The organism is Bacillus sp. GB_SG_008, from assembly GCF_052038115.1.
In the GTDB taxonomy this organism is placed as follows: Bacteria; Bacillota; Bacilli; order Bacillales; family Bacillaceae_G; genus Bacillus_A; species Bacillus_A rhizoplanae.
In genome coordinates this window covers 193,945-212,108 of the sequence record NZ_JBPZSK010000002.1, presented here as the reverse complement: position 1 = coordinate 212,108, position 18,164 = coordinate 193,945, and the positions used below count along the sequence as shown (strand labels likewise).

The following is an 18,164-nucleotide window of genomic DNA, read 5'->3' as shown; positions in this document are numbered from 1 at the left end:
AAGATAATGTACTTTCTAATACATCTTTTGTAGTTACCGAATACACCTTACCACTCACAAAAGAAACAACAAACAACACAAAAATCCAAAGCACGAACCAAACTTTCTTATTCATGCGTTTCATTCCATTAATAATCTTATACTACATAATATTAGTATAAGGGCATAAAAAAAATAAACCCAACTACCATAAGAGTAGTTGGGTTTGAAAGGTTATTTCTTCGGTAACTCAAGATGCTCTCTTAGTTTATTAGAGATATCTTTGCGTGTTTGATCTGTTACAAAGTAGTACCAAATACCATCCTCAGCCTTGTGACCATCACCAGGAATTTGGATTTCTTCAGTATTTTGCATGCAGTCTTTATAATTTTTTTGAATATCAAACATTTGCTCCTGCGTTAAGCTCGTCTTCACATTCTTTTGAATCGCAGCTAACACATCACCATAATTTGCTAGAGACGATACATTTGCACCTTTTTTAATTACAGCTTGGATAACTTGACGCTGACGCATTTGACGACCGAAATCACCTCGAGGATCTTCTTTACGCATACGTGTATATGCTAAAGCTTCATCACCTGTTAAATGAATATTCCCTTTTGCAAAATGCTTACCATCTGATGTGAAATCTAAGTCATTATTCACATCTACACCGCCAACAGCATCAACAATATCTTTAAAACCAGCCATATTTACTTCAATGTAATGATCAACTGGAACATCAAGGAAATTTTCAACTGTTTTCACAGCCATATCAACTCCACCAAATGCATACGCATGGTTAATCTTATCTTTCTTCCCTTTGCCAATGATTTCTGTATAAGAATCACGTGGAATACTGACAATTTTCGTCGACTTTGTCTTTGGATTTAAAGTAAATAACATTAAAGAATCGGAACGGCCAACCTCATCTTCTCGTTGGTCACTACCCATTAGTAGAATAGAAATAGGCTTTTGATCTGCTACATCTATTTTTTCTTCACGCTTTTCTGACTTATCACGGTCTAATGGTTTATGAACTGCATCTAATGTACTCGATACATTGGAGTAAATATGATACGCATAAGCTCCTCCTCCAACCACGAGAACACCTATGATACCAAGAATCCAGAATAAAATTTTCTTTTTCATCTCTCTAACCCTCTCTCTATTTATAAACTAATTCTTTATGCTTATACCCACTTGGAAACCGTTTATGCTACAGCCAAGCAGAATGAATCGCCTCGTCAATAGAGCATAACGCTTTCCATCCTAATTCTCGATGAATTTTATTTGCTGATGATACCACTATAGATAAATCAGTTGAACTAGAACTATTATACGATATATTCATCTTTTTATCAGTTGTAATTTCGCATTTTTCTATCAATTTGATTTCCTGCATTAAACTCGTGGCCTATCAACTATGTTCCTTGACAAACTTCTTGATAAATAAAAAACACTATTAAATAGAAGAAATGTCTCCTATATGATAGACGAAAATAGATCAAAGTATCCAAAACAGACAACTATCAAAAGAACTTGATTTCGTTTTTTCAGAACTTGAAATGAATAAGCATGTACGTCAAGCGGGTATAAAGAAATACTTTGATTTCAGTTATTCGTACTTATTCCAATTAATCTTTTCTTGATTTTACGTACAAGACGGAAGCATAAGTAATAAACTCCCTCAGATTTTTCAGTAATATTCCTTCTTTTACGTCTGGACATTTCATTATCCCACACAAGCTCCCTTCCTTACTGAACCTTCAATATCTACCTCTATTAAACGCAAGGCATGCTATACTTCTGGATACTTGTTAAAAATACCAAAAACAATGAAATTACATAGAAAAATGCCCTCATTATATAGTAAAATTATTTTATATACATGTAGCAAATTTGTTTTTAATTGTCTAGATAACAAGAAAATAATGGAGGCTTCTATGAAAAAAGGAAAGAAAATAGGTAAAATTATTGGGTTCAGCTTGCTGGCATTAATAATTATTGCTGGAGCGGCAGGCGCTTATGCATACCAACAATTAAAGCCTGAGAACCATTTCAAAAATGTCCCTGTAGTAAATTCTGATTCTACGAAAAAGGCAAAAGCAAGTGAGAACACAAAGGTACAAAACGGTGCCTTTAATATCTTATTAATCGGTTCAGATGAGCGAAAAGGTGAAAACATCGGCCATTCCGATTCTATGATGATTGTTCATGTAGACTTGAATAAAAAAGAATATCACGCGATGAGTATTCCTCGCGATACACGTGTACACCTTGACGGCTACGGCTATACAAAATTGACAAGCGTCCAATACATCAAACAAGCGACAGAAGGTCAGCAACAAGGTGTGGATGCTGCAATAAAAGCCATTACCGAATTAACAGGTGTAAATATTAACTACTACGTAGAAACAAACTATGAAGGCTTACAGGGAATGGTAGATGCAATCGGTGGCATTGAAATGAATGTACCATTTGATGTGAAGCTTACACATCCATGGTACCCAGAAAATAAAGATAAGGTAATAACTGCCGGCACACACTCTGTAGATGGAAAAATGGTAACAGAGCTTGTACATGAGCGCTATTCTCTTAAAAACGGTGAATATGACCGTCAAAGATTACAGGAAGAAGCATTAGTAGGAATTGCAAAGAAAGTGCTGCAACCATCAAACGTGACAAAGCTTCCAGAGCTTGCAAAACAAATTCCGAACTTCTTAATCGCAACTAATATGACGACATCTGATATGCTGAGCTTGGGAATGGCTGTAAAAGACTTTGATCCTACGAAACAATTACAATATCATCAAATTGGCGGAGAGTGGAAGACCATGTATGATGATATTTTAAAGAATAATAATGATCAATTGGTAATGGACAAGGCACAACTGGAGCAAGTTGTTTCACAGTATTTTATGAACTAAATAATAGAAAACAATACAAAAAAAGAGACTGTTCCAAAAGTTTCACTTCTAGAACAGTCTCTTGCAATTTTACCTCTTAGGTAGCTCAAGTTGTTCACTTAATTTATTAGACAATTCTTGGCGAGTCTGATCTGTTACATGGTAGCCACAAATGCATAAGCATGGTTAATTTTATCTTTCTTCCCTTTACTAGTGATTCCTGCATAAAATATCACATAGAATACTTACAATTTTCATAGATTTTGTCTAGGTATTTAAAGTAAACAACATTAAAAAATCTGAAAGGCTAATTTTATCTGTCCATTGGTCACTAATCATTAATAAAAAAATAGAGGTAATCACTATAAGACGTTACCCCTAATTTTAAATTTATACTCTTTCTTATACAAGGAATAAACATAGTTATCAATTTTTTATTTTCATTTATTCATAGCCAACAATTTAGTATATACAGAAGGTCTTCCAATAGAATGATATTCGATTTCTGCTTTCTGAATTTCATCTAATTGAAAACAATTTCGACCGTCAAATAAGACTGGTTCTTTTAGTAAGTTTTTTAATTGAGTTAAATCTAAGTTTTTAAACTCTTCCCATTCAGTTACAATCACTGCAAAATCCGATCCTTCTAATGCCTCTCTTGATGTTGTCGTGTAAGTAACTTGTAAAGGAAGATGCTTTTTAGCACTATCAATTGCTATAGGGTCATATGCTTTCACATTTACCCCTAATTTCACCAGTTCTTGTACTAGCACAATAGAAGCAGCTTCCCTCATATCATCGGTATTAGGTTTAAAAGCCAGCCCTAATACAGCCACTGTTTTCCCTTGTAAATTATCAAACCTTCTTTTAATTTTTTCTATCAATAAACGTTGTTGTATATTGTTTACCTTAATCACAGATTTTAACAACTCGAAATCATGTTGTGCCCCACCTGCAATCTGTACTAGCGCCCGTGTATCTTTTGGAAAACAAGAGCCACCATAGCCAATACCAGCATTTAAGAACGCCCTACCGATACGTCTATCCATTCCCATACCATTTGACACATCTTCAACATTCGCTCCTAATTTTTCGCAAATGTTAGAAATTTCATTTATAAAACTAATTTTTGTTGCCAAAAATGCATTAGAAGCATATTTAATCATTTCAGCACTATAAATATCTGTCTTAAAAATAGGTAGTTCAAACGCTTTGTACATGTTTTCTAAGATTTCTGCTGTAGTTTCATCTTCTGTTCCAATAATAATACGATCCCCATTAAATGTATCTTCAATAGCTGATCCTTCTTTTAAAAATTCTGGATTAGATGCTATGCTAACTTTTATATCATTTTTTAAATTGTTAAGAATTGTTTTCTTAACAAAATCATTAGTACCGACTGGAACTGTACTCTTTGTAACAACCACCACATCTTGAATTACATGTTCACCAATAGATTTAGCAACTGATTCTATATATTGTAAGTTAGCAGAGCCATCAGGCATTTGCGGTGTACCTACAGCTATAACAATTACTTGTGCATCTTTAAAACCTTCATTATAATTAGTTGTAAATTCCAAAGTTCCCTTTTGTATGTTCCGGATCATTAATTCTTCTAATCCTGGCTCATATATAGGGGAAACCCCTTTTCTCATTTTTTCTATTTTATTAATATCTATATCAATACACATTACGTGGTGCCCTATATCAGACAAACATACACCTGTTACAAGACCAACATAACCAGTACCTACAACCGATATATTCATTGACAACCTCAGTCCTTTCAAATCTTATATTTCTAACTCATATTTATTTAAATTAGCAGAATTTACCGAATCAAAATACATTTACTGTGATTAAACAAATATTTATTCCTTCATACGTAAAAAGAAGGTATTGAGTTCCCTGTTCGAAGTATAATTTTAAATACCGCTTTTTAGTTAATGAATAATTTTCTTAATATAAAGAAGCTAACTCATAGAAGTATGAGTTAGCCCTTTTAAAAACATACAGTTAGATTATTGTCACCTATACTATAAAAGCTTTCATTTTTATTTCTCTATAATTTAAGGAACCTTAAGCCCTAAATTTTTTTGTATTTTGGGCAATTACTATTTATCCTATTGTACCTTTACCGTTATAACACTTATAAATTCGCTCAACGCCGCTTTCCAATCTCTAGGTGTATTAAAACCATTAAGCCTTAAAGACATATGATCAAATACCGAATAGGATGGCCGAGGAGCTGGTCGAGGAAAATCCTTGGTAGTACAAGGGATTATTTGAATATTTATACCTGCCTCTTCAAAAATTGCCTTAGCAAACTCATACCAAGAGCATTGACCAGAATTAGATACATGATAAGTTCCATATTTTTCAGTATCAACTAATTGTAAGATGTAATTTGCTAAATCTACTGTATAGGTAGGGCACCCTACTTGATCATTTACAACAGAAATTTCTTCTTTTTCTTGGGCTATTCTTAACATAGTTTTTACAAAGTTATTACCATGCTGTCCATACACCCACGATGTTCTAACAATAAAGAATTTAGAATGTAAATCTCGAACAAATTGTTCTCCAGCAAGTTTTGACCTTCCATATACACCCAGAGGGCTAGTTGGAACGAATTCATTGTAAGGAGTCGTTCCGCTTCCATCAAATACATAATCAGTACTTACATATACCATTTTAGCTCCAATAGCCTCAGAGTAAACTGCCAAATTCCGTGTTCCGATACCGTTAACCAAGAATGCTTCACTTGGTTCAGACTCAGCTAAATCCACTTTCGTGTGAGCTGCCGTATGAATTACAATCGCTGGTCGAATCTCTAATATAACTTGCTTAACCTGACTAATGTTTGTAATGTCTAGTTCATCTCTTCCAAAACCATAGACTTCGTATCCATGATTAGTAAGTAAATGAACCATATCTTTTCCTAATTGTCCTTTTGCTCCTGTCACAAGTACCTTTTGATTTCCCATCATTTATCACCGTATTGTTTACGATAGTAATTCATGTAATTGCCTGATTTAATATTTTTCCACCATTCTTGATTATCAATGTACCACTGAATAGTTTCTACAATGCCTGTATCAAATGTATACTGGGGAGCCCACCCTAACTGCTCTGTAATTTTCGTAGGGTCAATTGCATAACGGCGGTCATGCCCTAAACGATCCTGTACATATTTAATCAATTCTTGTGAAGCATTTAACTTACTTACAATTAAATGTACAATTTCATTATTTGTACGTTCATTATGACCACCAATATTATATATTTCACCCGGTTCACCTTTATGAATTACTAAGTCAATAGCTGAACAATGATCTTTTACATGCAACCAGTCACGAATATTTTTGCCATCTCCATAGATAGGAAGCTCTTTTTCCTCTACTGCATTTGTTATCATTAGAGGAATTAATTTTTCTGGAAAATGATATGGTCCATAGTTATTTGAGCATCTAGTAATATTCACATTCATACCATATGTTTCAAAATATGCACGTACAAGTAAATCTCCCCCTGTTTTACTTGCAGAATAAGGGCTATTTGGTGCTAAAGGAGTTTCTTCAGTAAAGTAACCTTCCTCACCAAGCGAACCATATACTTCATCTGTAGAAATTTGAACATATTTCTTAATATTGTTATTTTTAGCCACATCTAACAATGTCTGTGTACCTAAAACATTCGTTCTTACAAATACGTCTGGCTCTGTGATACTTCGATCCACATGAGATTCTGCAGCAAAATTAACAATAACATCAATTTTATACGTTTTAACAAGAAAATCTACTAATTCATGATTATTAATATCACCTTTAACAAATGTGTAATTCGAATTGCTTTCAACATCTTTTAAATTCTCAAGATTTCCAGCATAAGTTAGCAAATCATAGTTTACAATTTTATATTCGGGATATGTTTCGAGTATATAGCGAACAAAATTACTACCAATAAAACCTGCGCCACCTGTAACTAAAAGATTCATTATTTTCTCTCCCATTCGAAATTATTTATCGCTTCTGCTAGTACTGGATGTTTCTCATCTTTTCCAGAAAGAATTGGTTCATTAACTGGCCAGTCAATCCCTAGGCTAGGATCATTCCAAAGAATTCCTTGATCATGTTCTGGGGAATAAAGCTCATCTACTTTATACTGAACCTCGGTATTTTCTACTAATGTACAAAAACCATGTGCAAAGCCTTTCGGAACAAGCAATTGATGTTTGTTTTCTGCTGTTAAAATAAAACCCTGCCACTGTCCATAAGTAGGAGAACCTTTTCGAATATCTACAATAACATCATAAATAGCACCCCTTGTTACACGTACTAATTTTGTTTGTGCTTTTGGGCTGAGTTGATAATGAAGACCACGCAGCGTACCTGCTTGCTGAGATAAAGAATGATTATCTTGAATAAAAACAACGTCAATACCATTCTTTTTAAATAATTCTTGATTATAACTCTCCATAAAAAAACCGCGATGATCCCCAAATACTTTAGGTACTATTAAAAAAGCATCTTCAAATTTAGTTTTAATTAGATTCATACTGCACCACCCACTAACATTTCTTCTAATGAATATCTCTCAGCTAACCGTAATAAGTATTGACCGTACTCATTTTTGCTAAGAGGTTTAGCCAAATCAATTAACTGTTGTTTTGTAATGTAACCCTTGCGAAAAGCAATTTCTTCTAAACAAGCAACTTTTAAGCTTTGTCTTCTTTCTACTGTTTCAATAAAAGTTGAAGCTTCAAGCAAAGATTCATGTGTCCCTGTATCTAACCAAGCAAAGCCACGTCCTAATAGTTCTACATTTAATTTTCCATGTTTTAAATAAGTTTCATTCACAGACGTAATCTCTAATTCACCACGTGCAGAAGGTTTAATAGATTTTGCAATATCTACTACATTATTATCATAGAAATATAAACCTGTTACAGCGTAAGAAGACTTAGGATACTCTGGTTTTTCTTCAATAGAAATAGCTTTTCCTCTTTCATCAAACTCCACTACACCGAAGCGCTCTGGATCTTTAACGTTATATCCAAATACCGTAGCTCCTTCAACTCTAGCTGCCGCTTTCTCTAGAAGACTAGTAAAACCATGTCCATAGAAAATATTATCACCCAAAATTAAAGCTACAGAATCATTTCCAATAAACTCTTCTCCAATAATAAATGCTTGTGCTAGACCATCAGGAGATGGCTGTACAGCATAACTTAAATTGATGCCTAACTCTGAACCATTACCCAATAATTGTTCAAACCTTGGTGTATCACTTGGCGTAGAAATAATAAGAATATCTCGAATACCTGCAAGCATTAAAACTGAAAGTGGATAATATATCATAGGTTTATCATATATAGGCAATAATTGTTTTGAAATAGAACGTGTCAGCGGATAAAGACGCGTTCCACTTCCCCCCGCTAAAATAATACCTTTCATTATAATAACCTCCTAAATCTATCTTATTTTTTAAAACAAAACATGTATTTAAATTACTTTAAAATATATTTCTTATGTGTACCTAACTTACCTCTCAATCCATCAAATATACCCAAAACTAGCGCATATATGCTTCCTGATTTGATTTTAGTTCTACATTTAACATTTTTGTAAATTACATACAACAAAAATAAAAACGCATTACTAAGATAAATAAAATAATTAGAAACCATATTACTCTTTTCTAAATATATTCTATTTCTCACACTATAATAAACTTTCAAAGGACTTCCGGTAACCACACTTACGGCAAAATTTTCATTTTCCTGATTCCAACTAACTTCTACATCATCAATAACACAGCAATCTATCATTTTTGTAACAATATTATTTTGTACTAAGCGAAAAGAATAGTCATAATCATCACAATACAAATAAAATTTTTCATTAGGGAATCCAATACTACGAATTATTTCCTTAGTTAGTAGCAGTCCACTATATGGCAATAATTCTAAAGTATCTATTTTACTAACAGGCTCACTCTTAAAACAATTGAAACTAAGAAATCCATTATACTTAATTGGTTGATAGTTACTGTAATACTTACTTCTACTGATTCTATTACAAAAATAAGCTTGTCTTTCTATACAACTATTAGACAAGAGTTTTTTTAAGGATTCTGTATCAACTTCTTTTATGTAATTATCATCATCCAAAAACAATACCCAATCTCTTAAGTTTTGATGCGAACCAGAGGTATCTTTTATTTCCATAAACTTTTTAACTCCATAACTAAAGCCCACTGCTGATCCACTATTCCTATTTAAATCAACTAACAAACATTTACGAAATTTATTTAACTTTTTATTAAGATCATAATTTACTCCATTATTTACAACAATAACGTTCTTTATTAAATCAATACTTTCTAAACTTAATAAATTTTTCTCTAAATAAGCCCATCTATCTCCATAGGTTACTGTAATAACAGTAATATTTATTTCAGATTCCACTCGCTAATCCTCCTTTCTCTTGCTTTTTTGTAAGCATTGAATATATTTTTACAATCCCAAGAATTAAAACCGTAAATTCGGAAAGCATATACCCCAATGAACTTCCTATATCTTCCAACGAACTAGTGAATACAAATACAAATACAATATTAACAATTCCTGCCAGGAGAGTTACTCTTCTTAAGTATTTAGATTCACCTAAGGGTACTAGAGTCTGTATAAACAACGCATTATTTACAAAACTGATTAATGGAATACAGCTCATAATTAACAATGTATATTTTATCCTACTATTAAATTCTCCATTAAAGAAATAACTAAGAATCAAGTCATTAAAGATATTAAGTACTAAAATAATTGAAACTCCTATGATTAAACTTAAAGAAAGCAATATTTTTAACTTCTTTAAACTAATACCTTTTTCCTCATTCAGAGCTTTAACCATATAGGGATAAGTTGCCTGATATAAAGGTGTTACAACACTCTTTATGGCTTGAATAATTTTTTCGCAAATAGAGTAATATGCTACAGATTGTGGACTAGAAAAAATCCCCAAAAAAACCGTATTTAAAGTAGTATATAATGTTACAGATATAGAAGATACGAATAAATCAGCACCTTCTTTAATTTCATATTTCATGAGATCCCAGCTAGGAAGTGATAAGCTAATTGCTTGCTTATATAGTAATAGCCAAGAAATTATTCCTGTTACAATCAAAGGAATTCCATTTATTATTGGAAGTAGAAAAATATCACTAGCATGTTTAACAAAGAAAAATGTAGCAACCATAGAAACTATGCGAGCAATTAAATTCAATATAGTAGGAATTTTTAATTGTTCTAGTCCTTGAAATAACCAAAAAGGCGTTAAAATTAAACCAAATAAATATAGAAACATTTCTAACATCAATAAATTAGGTATATGCAACAAATTATTAATGACATTGTTACATATACCTGCTATACATAAAATAATGGTGAAAAATAAAAATTTAACAAACATTACATTGGTAAAAAGTTGCTTTACCTTAGTATTATTGTCTTTTAAAATAGCCACTCTTCTAGTGGCAGATAGATTAAATCCGTAATCTATTAATATATTTAAGTATTGAGTAACACTAAGAACTAACATCCAAGCACCAAATGTTTTTGTTCCCAATGTATGCATAAGATATGGAAACAAAAAGAACGGCATAACATAATTAAATATTTGTAAAGCACTTAAAAAAGTAGTATTAACAACTATCCTTTTAATATCTTTTTTTAGTATCATTTAAATTCCTCTTGATTAGCTAATTATTTAAAATATGGTCCATCATTTTATCAGCAATTTTATTCCAAGAATGATTTTGAATTAGAAGTTGCCGTTCTACGTCATTCTTTAGTTCTGTTTCTCTGTTTACACTAAATTTTTCAAGAGCATCTAACCACTCCTCAATGGTGTTGGCAATACAAACTCCATTTAAATTATACACAGATTCTGCTGGTGGAACTTGTGTCATTATAATAGGTTTGTTAGCAGCAAGATACTCGTAAAATTTTAATGGGCTCATTGAACAGGTAAAAGTATTAATGACATGCGGTATCATACATATATCAAAGTCATTTACAATGGTAGCGACTTCCTCAAATGAAACCGGGCCAATAAATTTCACATTTTCTTGTTTATACAATTGTTTTATTTCTAAATCCTCATTATTTAAAACCGGACCAACTAATCGATATTCTATTTTAGGAGTCCTTCTCGCCAATTTTATTAATAAGTCGAAATTAACTCGGCTTTCAATTACTCCAATGTATCCACAAATAAGTTTTTTATTGTTTTTTCTCGATGAACATTCAGTAATATCAAATCTTTCTATATCAATGCCGTTTTCAACACAATACTTTTGATTCTTTTGATTTTTATATAAAACTTCTAGATTAGCTTTGGATACAGAAAATATAATGTCCACACTCTCATCAATTACTTGATATCTCTTTGCATTTTCCCTCCTTTGTTTCTCTGTATATGCTTTGTGCTGAGTCAAATTATCAATCGTGTCAAATATCTTTTTACACTTTAACTTTGTGTGACTTAATACCTTAAAAACAAATGCTCTAGACAAATCTGAAGACCATACCCAAGTTTTCTTTGAATTTAGATCTATATTTAAAAATTTTGCAGCTTTTTTAATGATTAGCATTAGATAGTATTGAAAAAATGAATATTTTTCCAAACTATTATCACCTTTATTGAAAAAATATCTAGGTAATTCTAAAGAAAACATATTATCTTGAATTTTATAAAGTTTACTACCCCAAAATGTATTAACTAATTCTTTATTTGGCCATATTTCTGCTGCTATTTCCATTCCAGTGCTACTCTTATTAATAACTGATTTTAGATTTCTAGCTCTGTTAACAATCAATATTTTATTAATATTTTTTTTCTCAGAAAAACTTTTTATAATATTTCCTTCTCGAACTCGAAAGCCTTCTTTTCTGTAGTTATGAATATCTCTCCACGGTAAAAATATTATATCTGTCATATAAAATTCAACTCACTGTCTCATTTTTTAACTTATAATTTATTTGCTTTCTCTTCCACAGCACTTTATTTAAATTCTTTAAAGTTCTCTTCCAACTCTTAACGTATACTACTGGTTCAAAAATAATTGAAAAAGTAAACTCCATAACAAACCTAGCAAGAATATGAAAGAAATTTGCAAATAAAAAACTGTAGCTCATGTTCTTTATAATCATTTTTCTTTGATTTGCCAACGAAAGCTCTCTTAAAAAAGCAGGCTGTCGTTTCCTCTTTTTTATTGTCCCTATAATAGTACCATCATTTATTTTTCCGAGTGCCCGACCATGGTAACCAGTTGCATGAGGTATATAAACAAACTTGTACGAAAATCTATTTATCCTCCAACTTAAATCTACATCTTCCTTATATGCAATGAAATCCTCATCAAAATACTCTCCATTAACACTTGAAAGTTCTAATACTTCCTTCTTAAAAATCGCTACCGCCCCACAAATACCGAAAATATCCAAATGACTATCGTACTGTCCTGAATCTTTTTCCCCTTGTCCCCTGTCAAAAGCTTTCAAATTGCGAGCTAAACTAATTCCTGTTGTATCAATTACGGTTGTTGAAATATCATTTTCGAAATCATATTTCAGTATTTTCCCTGTTCCTCCCGCTATCTTAGTGTCTTGATAAATGTTATCTAAGATTTTTTTACTATAATCTTTTGTTAAAATAATATCAGCATTAAGTATTGCTACATTTTTATATTCAGCCTTTTTGATTCCATAATTTGCTCCTCCACTGTATCCTAAGTTTTCTGGATGTGGATAATAGCTTACCTTCACATCATTGAACTTAGAGGATAAATCATTAACTATTTTGGCAGAGCCATCAGAAGGCTTATTATCTACTATAATTATTTCTTTTTTTTCTATGTTTTGTTCCACAATTGAAGGAAAAGAATACTTTAAAAGCTGTGAATCATTATAAATAACAAATATGAATGATAGCTCGTTTTGCATTTCAAATGTCCCCCTTTCTCAATTTTTTATTCCTGTACCTTCATTTATAAATCCCTAGAATTTATATTATTAACGTAAATAAATTGATGAGGAAAATATGTCTTTTAATATGGTAACCAGGTTACAAAAAACTAATTTTCATATTTAGATATGGTACTTATCACCAAAATCATTAGTATTACACTAAATTGTATAGATGTTAAATACGGATTAGTAAAAGGAAGCATAAATAAGACAACTAGATGCATCAAAGCTACCTTATTTTTTCTTAATAAAATAAACAACGAAAGGATAATACTTCCGAAAAATAAGATAAACTTTATTAACCCAAATTTCATAAATGCTGCATACCATTGGTTTTCATAAGAATACGGAACATTTTCTATCCCCGGAAATTCTATAGAATAACCTCCTAATCCAATTCCATTGACTGCATGTTGATTAATTTCTTGTATTAAAGCCCTTTTTTGAATACCCCTATATTCATCTGAAAAATCATTCGCAACAGAATTACTACTAAATCTATCAACGAAACTATCCGTTAAATTTAGATAGTTACAAACAAGGATGATACTAACTAAAAATATACATAAAGAAAAAATCACCTTTATCTTTTTGGTTGAAGAAACTAAAAAACTACTAAAAAGCAATAAAATAAAATAAGAAGCTATTAAAGCTCTAGAATAGCTTAATAATATTCCTATACATGATAAAACTAATATTATCGAATCTAATTTGCTAACCTTATTATTATGTTTCAACCAAAAATATAAATAAGGCACTACGAGTAACATTAAATCATTTATTAGGTATAACCTATATAAATTTAGCTGATCATTAATTAAATAAGTAACAATTTTATAATCAAATACCGCCTTAACTAAGTCTATAAATTGGAATATATCTATAAAACCAACCATAACCAATATACACAAAAATATTTTAATAACTAAATATAAACCAATTGCATTATATAAATGTTTTAATAATACTTCTTTTTTCAATTTAGTGTTGAACCCTATCCAGGCAACCATAATTGCGCCTAAATAACTAAAAAATTCTTCCTTGCTATAAGTATTAAAACCATTTTGTAAGCCTTGAGCAAAGGTAAAAAGTAATACAGTTGCCAAGAAAAGTATCAACAAAAAAGTATATACATTTATTTTTTTTACAACAAAGATACTTAAAATTAATAATATGCCTATAATTAATTTAAAATATATTTTAGTAGTAGGTAATATACATATTAAATACATAAGTAGGATATAAAAAAAGTTATATATAGAATTCACACTGATTGTTTTTTCTAAATTATCCGTCGGAATATTTATTGAATTTCGCATTTTCAGCTCCATGGGTAACAGTGATTATTTTTAATAGAAACTTTTACAACTAAAACGCCTTTATTTTAAGACTATTGATCTTATTACTACATTTCTTATTTTCAACTATCTATTTCATATATGCTGAAAATCTTTTTTTTACCTTGTATGGGAAGTACATATGCTTTTTACCTAAAAAATAGCCTACATATTTACAAAAATTCTCAAGAATAGCTATTGGTAAAGTTAAAAACTCCCTATTGCAAACTAAATATTTCATTTGCTGAAATATCATCTTCTTCCCTTCTTTTTCATTAGAAGCATATTCAAGTAAATAGCTTGTTTGATTGAAAGCCATACCAATATCAAAATAACGTTTAAATTGTTGTTTCAGATTATAATTATGAGAATGATAAACTTTTGCATCAGCTGTATATGAAACGCTAAAATCAGCTAATATTAATTTGGATGATAGTATCATATCTTCATTCAATATAATCTTTTCAGGAAAGCCATTATGGCGCTCAAAAACTTCTCGTTTATACATGCTACATACATTCGAATTAAAAAATGTTTTTATCCCTAATTCCTTTAAGCTGGCTTTACTCTTTATTATTTGATGTTCAGGATAATTAAAATTGCGTGCAAATACTTCTAAAGGCTTTGCATCAGCTTTTGGTACCTGTCTTGCATAACTTATCATTATTTCTTTCTCTTCTAATGGGCGCAATAGATTCTGAACTAAATACTCATCATATGGAATGGCATCTTGTGTCATAAATAATAGATAATTCCCCTTAGCTAACGAAGCTAAATAATTCCTCGTACCACCATGGTCAAAACTATTATTAGAAATAGTTTCGACTCTTACACGAGGATACATTTCATTAATTATAGCAACCGTATTATCAGTAGATGATGAATCAATCACTATTATTTCTATACTTTGATTTTTTCCCACTACTTGATTATATAACCCTTTAAATAAATCATTTATATACTTTTCTGCGTTATAAGTGGGAATTAATATTGAGATTGTTTCCATAATTATTAGTATGCTCCTTTTCTTAACAACACCATAGTAACTATCTGTAAAAGTTTTTAATTTATTACCAATGATTAATTATATATATCAAAAGGTTGAACATGTTTATAAGGACAAGTTTTATAGCCTCTCGACTGTTTAATTCCTCCTTAAATTAACTGTCCATACCAAACCACGATAACCTACTATACTATATAAAATTTTGAGTCTTCATCTACTATTATCTATTAATATGCATTGTTTGAGCCGAACATCACTTTAATAGTTTTTAAGATTATTTTCATATCAAAAACAAAACTTCTTTTTTGTATATATTCTAAGTCTAATTGAACCATTTCGTTAAAACCAACATCATTTCTTCCTGTGACTTGCCATAAACCAGTGCATCCAGGTGTAACCATTAATCTTTGCTTATCATACTCCGTATATTCTTTCACTTCTCTCAGCAGCGGTGGCCTCGGCCCAACAAGGCTCATCTCACCTTTTAACACATTCAATAACTGTGGCAGTTCATCAATGCTCGTTTTACGAATAAATCTTCCAATCTTCGTAACACGAGGATCTTCTTTCATTTTAAACATTGCACCTGATACTTCATTATGTTGTAATAAATCATTTAATCGCTCTTCCGCATCCGTAACCATAGAGCGAAACTTGTACATATAAAATTCTTTTCCATCTTTGCCAACACGAATTTGCTTGAAAAATACAGGGCCTTTTGAATCTTCATATTTAATAAGTAAGGCTACAATTAAAAAGACAGGAGATAATAAAATAAGACCACATAAAGCCCCGATAAAATCGATGCAACGTTTTGCTGCTAAATACCCTTTACGACCATTCACATCTTCCAAAATAGGCTCTCTATTATGTTCTTTACCTACATCTTCACTTGATACTTTTACCAAGTTCAACGTTCTCCCACCTCACTTTTATATATGTACATTTTGTTTTTGTACAAGTTCATTCATATACTTCATCAATTCTTCTTTCAGTTCATCATGCTGAAGTGCCATCTCAATCGTCGTCTTAATAAATCCAAACTTCTCCCCAACGTCATAACGTGTTCCTTCGAAGTCATACGCAAACACTCGTTGAATTTCATTTAAACGTTGAATTGCATCTGTTAACTGAATTTCTCCGCCCGCACCTGTTTGCTGATTTTCTAGGAACATGAAGATTTCTGGTGTTAAGACGTAACGGCCCATAATCGCTAAGTTCGATGGTGCTGTTCCTTGTGCTGGTTTTTCTACAAATTGACTCACTTGATAACGGCGGCCATTTTGTTCAATTGGATCGATAATACCATAGCGATGTGTTTCATTGTCTGGTACTGTTTGCACCCCAATGACAGAAGCTTTTGTTGCTTCATATTCATTCATTAATTGACGTAAGCATGGTGTTTCTGCTTGGACAATGTCATCTCCAAGTAATACAGCAAATGGTTCGTTTCCAATAAATTTACGCGCACACCATACTGCGTGACCTAATCCTTGTGGTTCTTTTTGTCTTATGTAGTGAATGTTAATTTTGGAAGATGCTTGTACTTTTTCAAGCATGTCATACTTCCCTTTTTCTAATAAGTTTTGTTCCAATTCAAAGGAATGATCGAAGTGATCTTCAATTGCACGTTTTCCTTTTCCTGTTACGATAATAATGTCTTCAATCCCTGATTCGATTGCTTCTTCTACGATGTACTGAATTGTCGGTTTGTCGACAATTGGTAACATTTCCTTTGGCATTGCTTTCGTTGCTGGTAAAAATCTTGTTCCAAGTCCAGCTGCTGGAATAATTGCTTTTTTTACTTGTTTCATTGTCAGCCCCCTAAACGTATTTTATTTGTATGTATATTTATAAATATAATCAAATAATAAAAACCCTAGCTATAGCGTCCTTAAGCACAACTCTATAGCTAGAGTTTTTAAAATAATTCTGGGCATCTAACCCATCCTCACGCCCTGCTCCTGACGACACGCGTCTAAGGTAGGTTGAAATGAAATTTCTACCCACAGCAAGGCCGAGTGCCTCCATTGATAACGGTTAGGAGACATTACCATATACATATTAAAAGATACCGAATATTTTCTTACGGCGAATTTGTTCTGGATCTTCTTTATAAACACTTTTTCCGTTTATTAATAGATATGGATTTTCTTTAAAATCCATAAGTATGCTAGTACCAAATTCTTTTTCAATGACATCATAACCAGCTTGTAAGTGAAATCCGCGTGTTGTTGTGTTATGCGCATCAGATGCGATCATATGTGTTAAGTTATGTTCGATGAGTTGCAGTGAGAATTTTTTAATTTTTTTACCGAAATTGCCAAGTAAACTTCCTGCTGTTACTTGAGTAAGTGCTCCTTTGCTAACAAAGTTGTATAGCTTATCAGGGTGCTCGATTAACTCTGCATTGCGCTCTGGGTGAACGATAATTGGGATTAATCCCTTTACTCGTAATTCGTACAGCATTTGTTCTGCATAGCGCGGTACATGATTAGACGAGAATTCAATGAGTATGTATGTGCTTGTTTCGTTTAATGTAACGATTTTGTTCGCTTCATAGTCTGTTAGTAAGTCGCCGTATAATCGAACTTCTTGACCTGGTAAAACCGTCAAATTTATATCATTTTCGTTTAATAAACCATTTAATTGTTTTACCTGATGAAGAATATGCGTGCGCTCATTGACATATTTTCCATTCTGATGATGGGGAGTTGCTACAATTGTATGTATTCCTTCTGCTACTGCTGCTTTAGCCATTGCGATGCTATCTGTTATTGTTTGTGCCCCGTCATCAACACCGGGTAAAATATGACAATGCAGGTCAATCACGTTTTCCATCCTTTCATACATATACGTTTAATAAGAGAGAGCCAGGTGTGCGTATTCCACACACCTCTTCT

At 31.8% G+C, this 18,164-nt stretch carries 17 protein-coding genes and 1 pseudogene; 1 reads left to right on the top strand and 17 read right to left on the bottom strand.

Annotated elements, in window-relative coordinates; translation table 11 throughout:
- Positions 1-213: 213 nt before the first annotated feature.
- Positions 214-1,131, bottom strand: coding sequence for a polyisoprenyl-teichoic acid--peptidoglycan teichoic acid transferase TagU (gene tagU / locus ACTDJC_RS06090; RefSeq protein ID WP_440602881.1), 918 nt, complete (start codon positions 1,129-1,131; stop codon positions 214-216).
- Between the two features lie 67 nt (positions 1,132-1,198).
- A complete protein-coding gene (locus ACTDJC_RS06085; RefSeq protein ID WP_440602880.1) occupies positions 1,199-1,369 on the bottom strand; it encodes a hypothetical protein in 171 nt (56 codons plus the stop codon).
- Positions 1,370-1,925: 556 nt separating this feature from the next.
- On the opposite strand from ACTDJC_RS06085, the gene ACTDJC_RS06080 reads away from it, so the two are divergent.
- Positions 1,926-2,909: an LCP family protein gene (locus tag ACTDJC_RS06080; RefSeq protein ID WP_440602879.1), complete on the top strand. Its 984-nt coding sequence runs from the start codon at positions 1,926-1,928 to the stop codon at positions 2,907-2,909.
- 149 nt (positions 2,910-3,058) lie between these two features.
- Here the strand turns inward: ACTDJC_RS06080 and ACTDJC_RS06075 are convergent.
- The 15 genes and pseudogenes from ACTDJC_RS06075 to ACTDJC_RS06005 form a co-directional block, all read right to left on the bottom strand.
- Positions 3,059-3,233 (bottom strand): annotated as a pseudogene (locus ACTDJC_RS06075) (LCP family glycopolymer transferase); the annotation flags it as partial.
- A 95-nt stretch (positions 3,234-3,328) separates the two neighbouring features.
- Positions 3,329-4,657 (bottom strand): UDP-glucose dehydrogenase family protein, encoded by a 1,329-nt coding sequence (locus ACTDJC_RS06070; protein ID WP_440602878.1) that lies wholly within the window; start codon positions 4,655-4,657, stop codon positions 3,329-3,331.
- A gap of 354 nt (positions 4,658-5,011) precedes the next feature.
- A complete protein-coding gene (rfbD, locus tag ACTDJC_RS06065) occupies positions 5,012-5,875 on the bottom strand; it encodes a dTDP-4-dehydrorhamnose reductase (protein WP_440602877.1) in 864 nt (287 codons plus the stop codon).
- Positions 5,875-6,885 carry a dTDP-glucose 4,6-dehydratase gene (rfbB, locus tag ACTDJC_RS06060; protein ID WP_440602876.1) on the bottom strand — a complete coding sequence of 337 codons (1,011 nt, stop codon included), beginning with the start codon at positions 6,883-6,885 and terminating at the stop codon, positions 5,875-5,877. The genes rfbD and rfbB overlap by 1 nt, the downstream gene beginning before the upstream one ends.
- Positions 6,885-7,445 (bottom strand): dTDP-4-dehydrorhamnose 3,5-epimerase, encoded by a 561-nt coding sequence (rfbC, locus tag ACTDJC_RS06055; RefSeq protein ID WP_440602875.1) that lies wholly within the window; start codon positions 7,443-7,445, stop codon positions 6,885-6,887. The genes rfbB and rfbC overlap by 1 nt, the downstream gene beginning before the upstream one ends.
- Entirely contained in the window at positions 7,442-8,344 is a 903-nt protein-coding gene (gene rfbA, locus ACTDJC_RS06050) for a glucose-1-phosphate thymidylyltransferase RfbA (RefSeq protein WP_440602874.1), read from the bottom strand. The genes rfbC and rfbA overlap by 4 nt, the downstream gene beginning before the upstream one ends.
- Before the next feature lie 53 nt (positions 8,345-8,397).
- On the bottom strand, positions 8,398-9,357 hold the full coding sequence (locus ACTDJC_RS06045) for a glycosyltransferase (protein WP_440602873.1): 960 nt from the start codon (positions 9,355-9,357) through the stop codon (positions 8,398-8,400).
- The gene (locus tag ACTDJC_RS06040; protein ID WP_440602872.1) at positions 9,347-10,630 is read right to left on the bottom strand and encodes an oligosaccharide flippase family protein; all 1,284 of its coding nucleotides are present in this window, start codon (positions 10,628-10,630) and stop codon (positions 9,347-9,349) included. Before ACTDJC_RS06040 ends, ACTDJC_RS06045 begins: the two co-directional genes overlap by 11 nt.
- Before the next feature lie 19 nt (positions 10,631-10,649).
- Positions 10,650-11,888, bottom strand: a complete 1,239-nt coding sequence (locus tag ACTDJC_RS06035; protein WP_440602871.1) for a glycosyltransferase — start codon at positions 11,886-11,888, stop codon at positions 10,650-10,652.
- Positions 11,889-11,895: 7 nt separating this feature from the next.
- Entirely contained in the window at positions 11,896-12,894 is a 999-nt protein-coding gene (locus tag ACTDJC_RS06030) for a glycosyltransferase family 2 protein (protein ID WP_440602870.1), read from the bottom strand.
- Positions 12,895-13,025: 131 nt separating this feature from the next.
- A complete protein-coding gene (locus tag ACTDJC_RS06025) occupies positions 13,026-14,237 on the bottom strand; it encodes an O-antigen ligase family protein (RefSeq protein ID WP_440602869.1) in 1,212 nt (403 codons plus the stop codon).
- A 109-nt stretch (positions 14,238-14,346) separates the two neighbouring features.
- On the bottom strand, positions 14,347-15,261 hold the full coding sequence (locus ACTDJC_RS06020; protein WP_440602868.1) for a glycosyltransferase family 2 protein: 915 nt from the start codon (positions 15,259-15,261) through the stop codon (positions 14,347-14,349).
- Positions 15,262-15,488: 227 nt separating this feature from the next.
- Positions 15,489-16,175, bottom strand: coding sequence for a sugar transferase (locus ACTDJC_RS06015; RefSeq protein ID WP_440602867.1), 687 nt, complete (start codon positions 16,173-16,175; stop codon positions 15,489-15,491).
- Between the two features lie 18 nt (positions 16,176-16,193).
- Positions 16,194-17,075 (bottom strand): UTP--glucose-1-phosphate uridylyltransferase GalU, encoded by an 882-nt coding sequence (gene galU / locus ACTDJC_RS06010; RefSeq protein WP_440602866.1) that lies wholly within the window; start codon positions 17,073-17,075, stop codon positions 16,194-16,196.
- 250 nt (positions 17,076-17,325) lie between these two features.
- Positions 17,326-18,093, bottom strand: coding sequence for a tyrosine-protein phosphatase (locus ACTDJC_RS06005; RefSeq protein ID WP_440602865.1), 768 nt, complete (start codon positions 18,091-18,093; stop codon positions 17,326-17,328).
- Between the last annotated feature and the right edge of the window lie 71 nt (positions 18,094-18,164).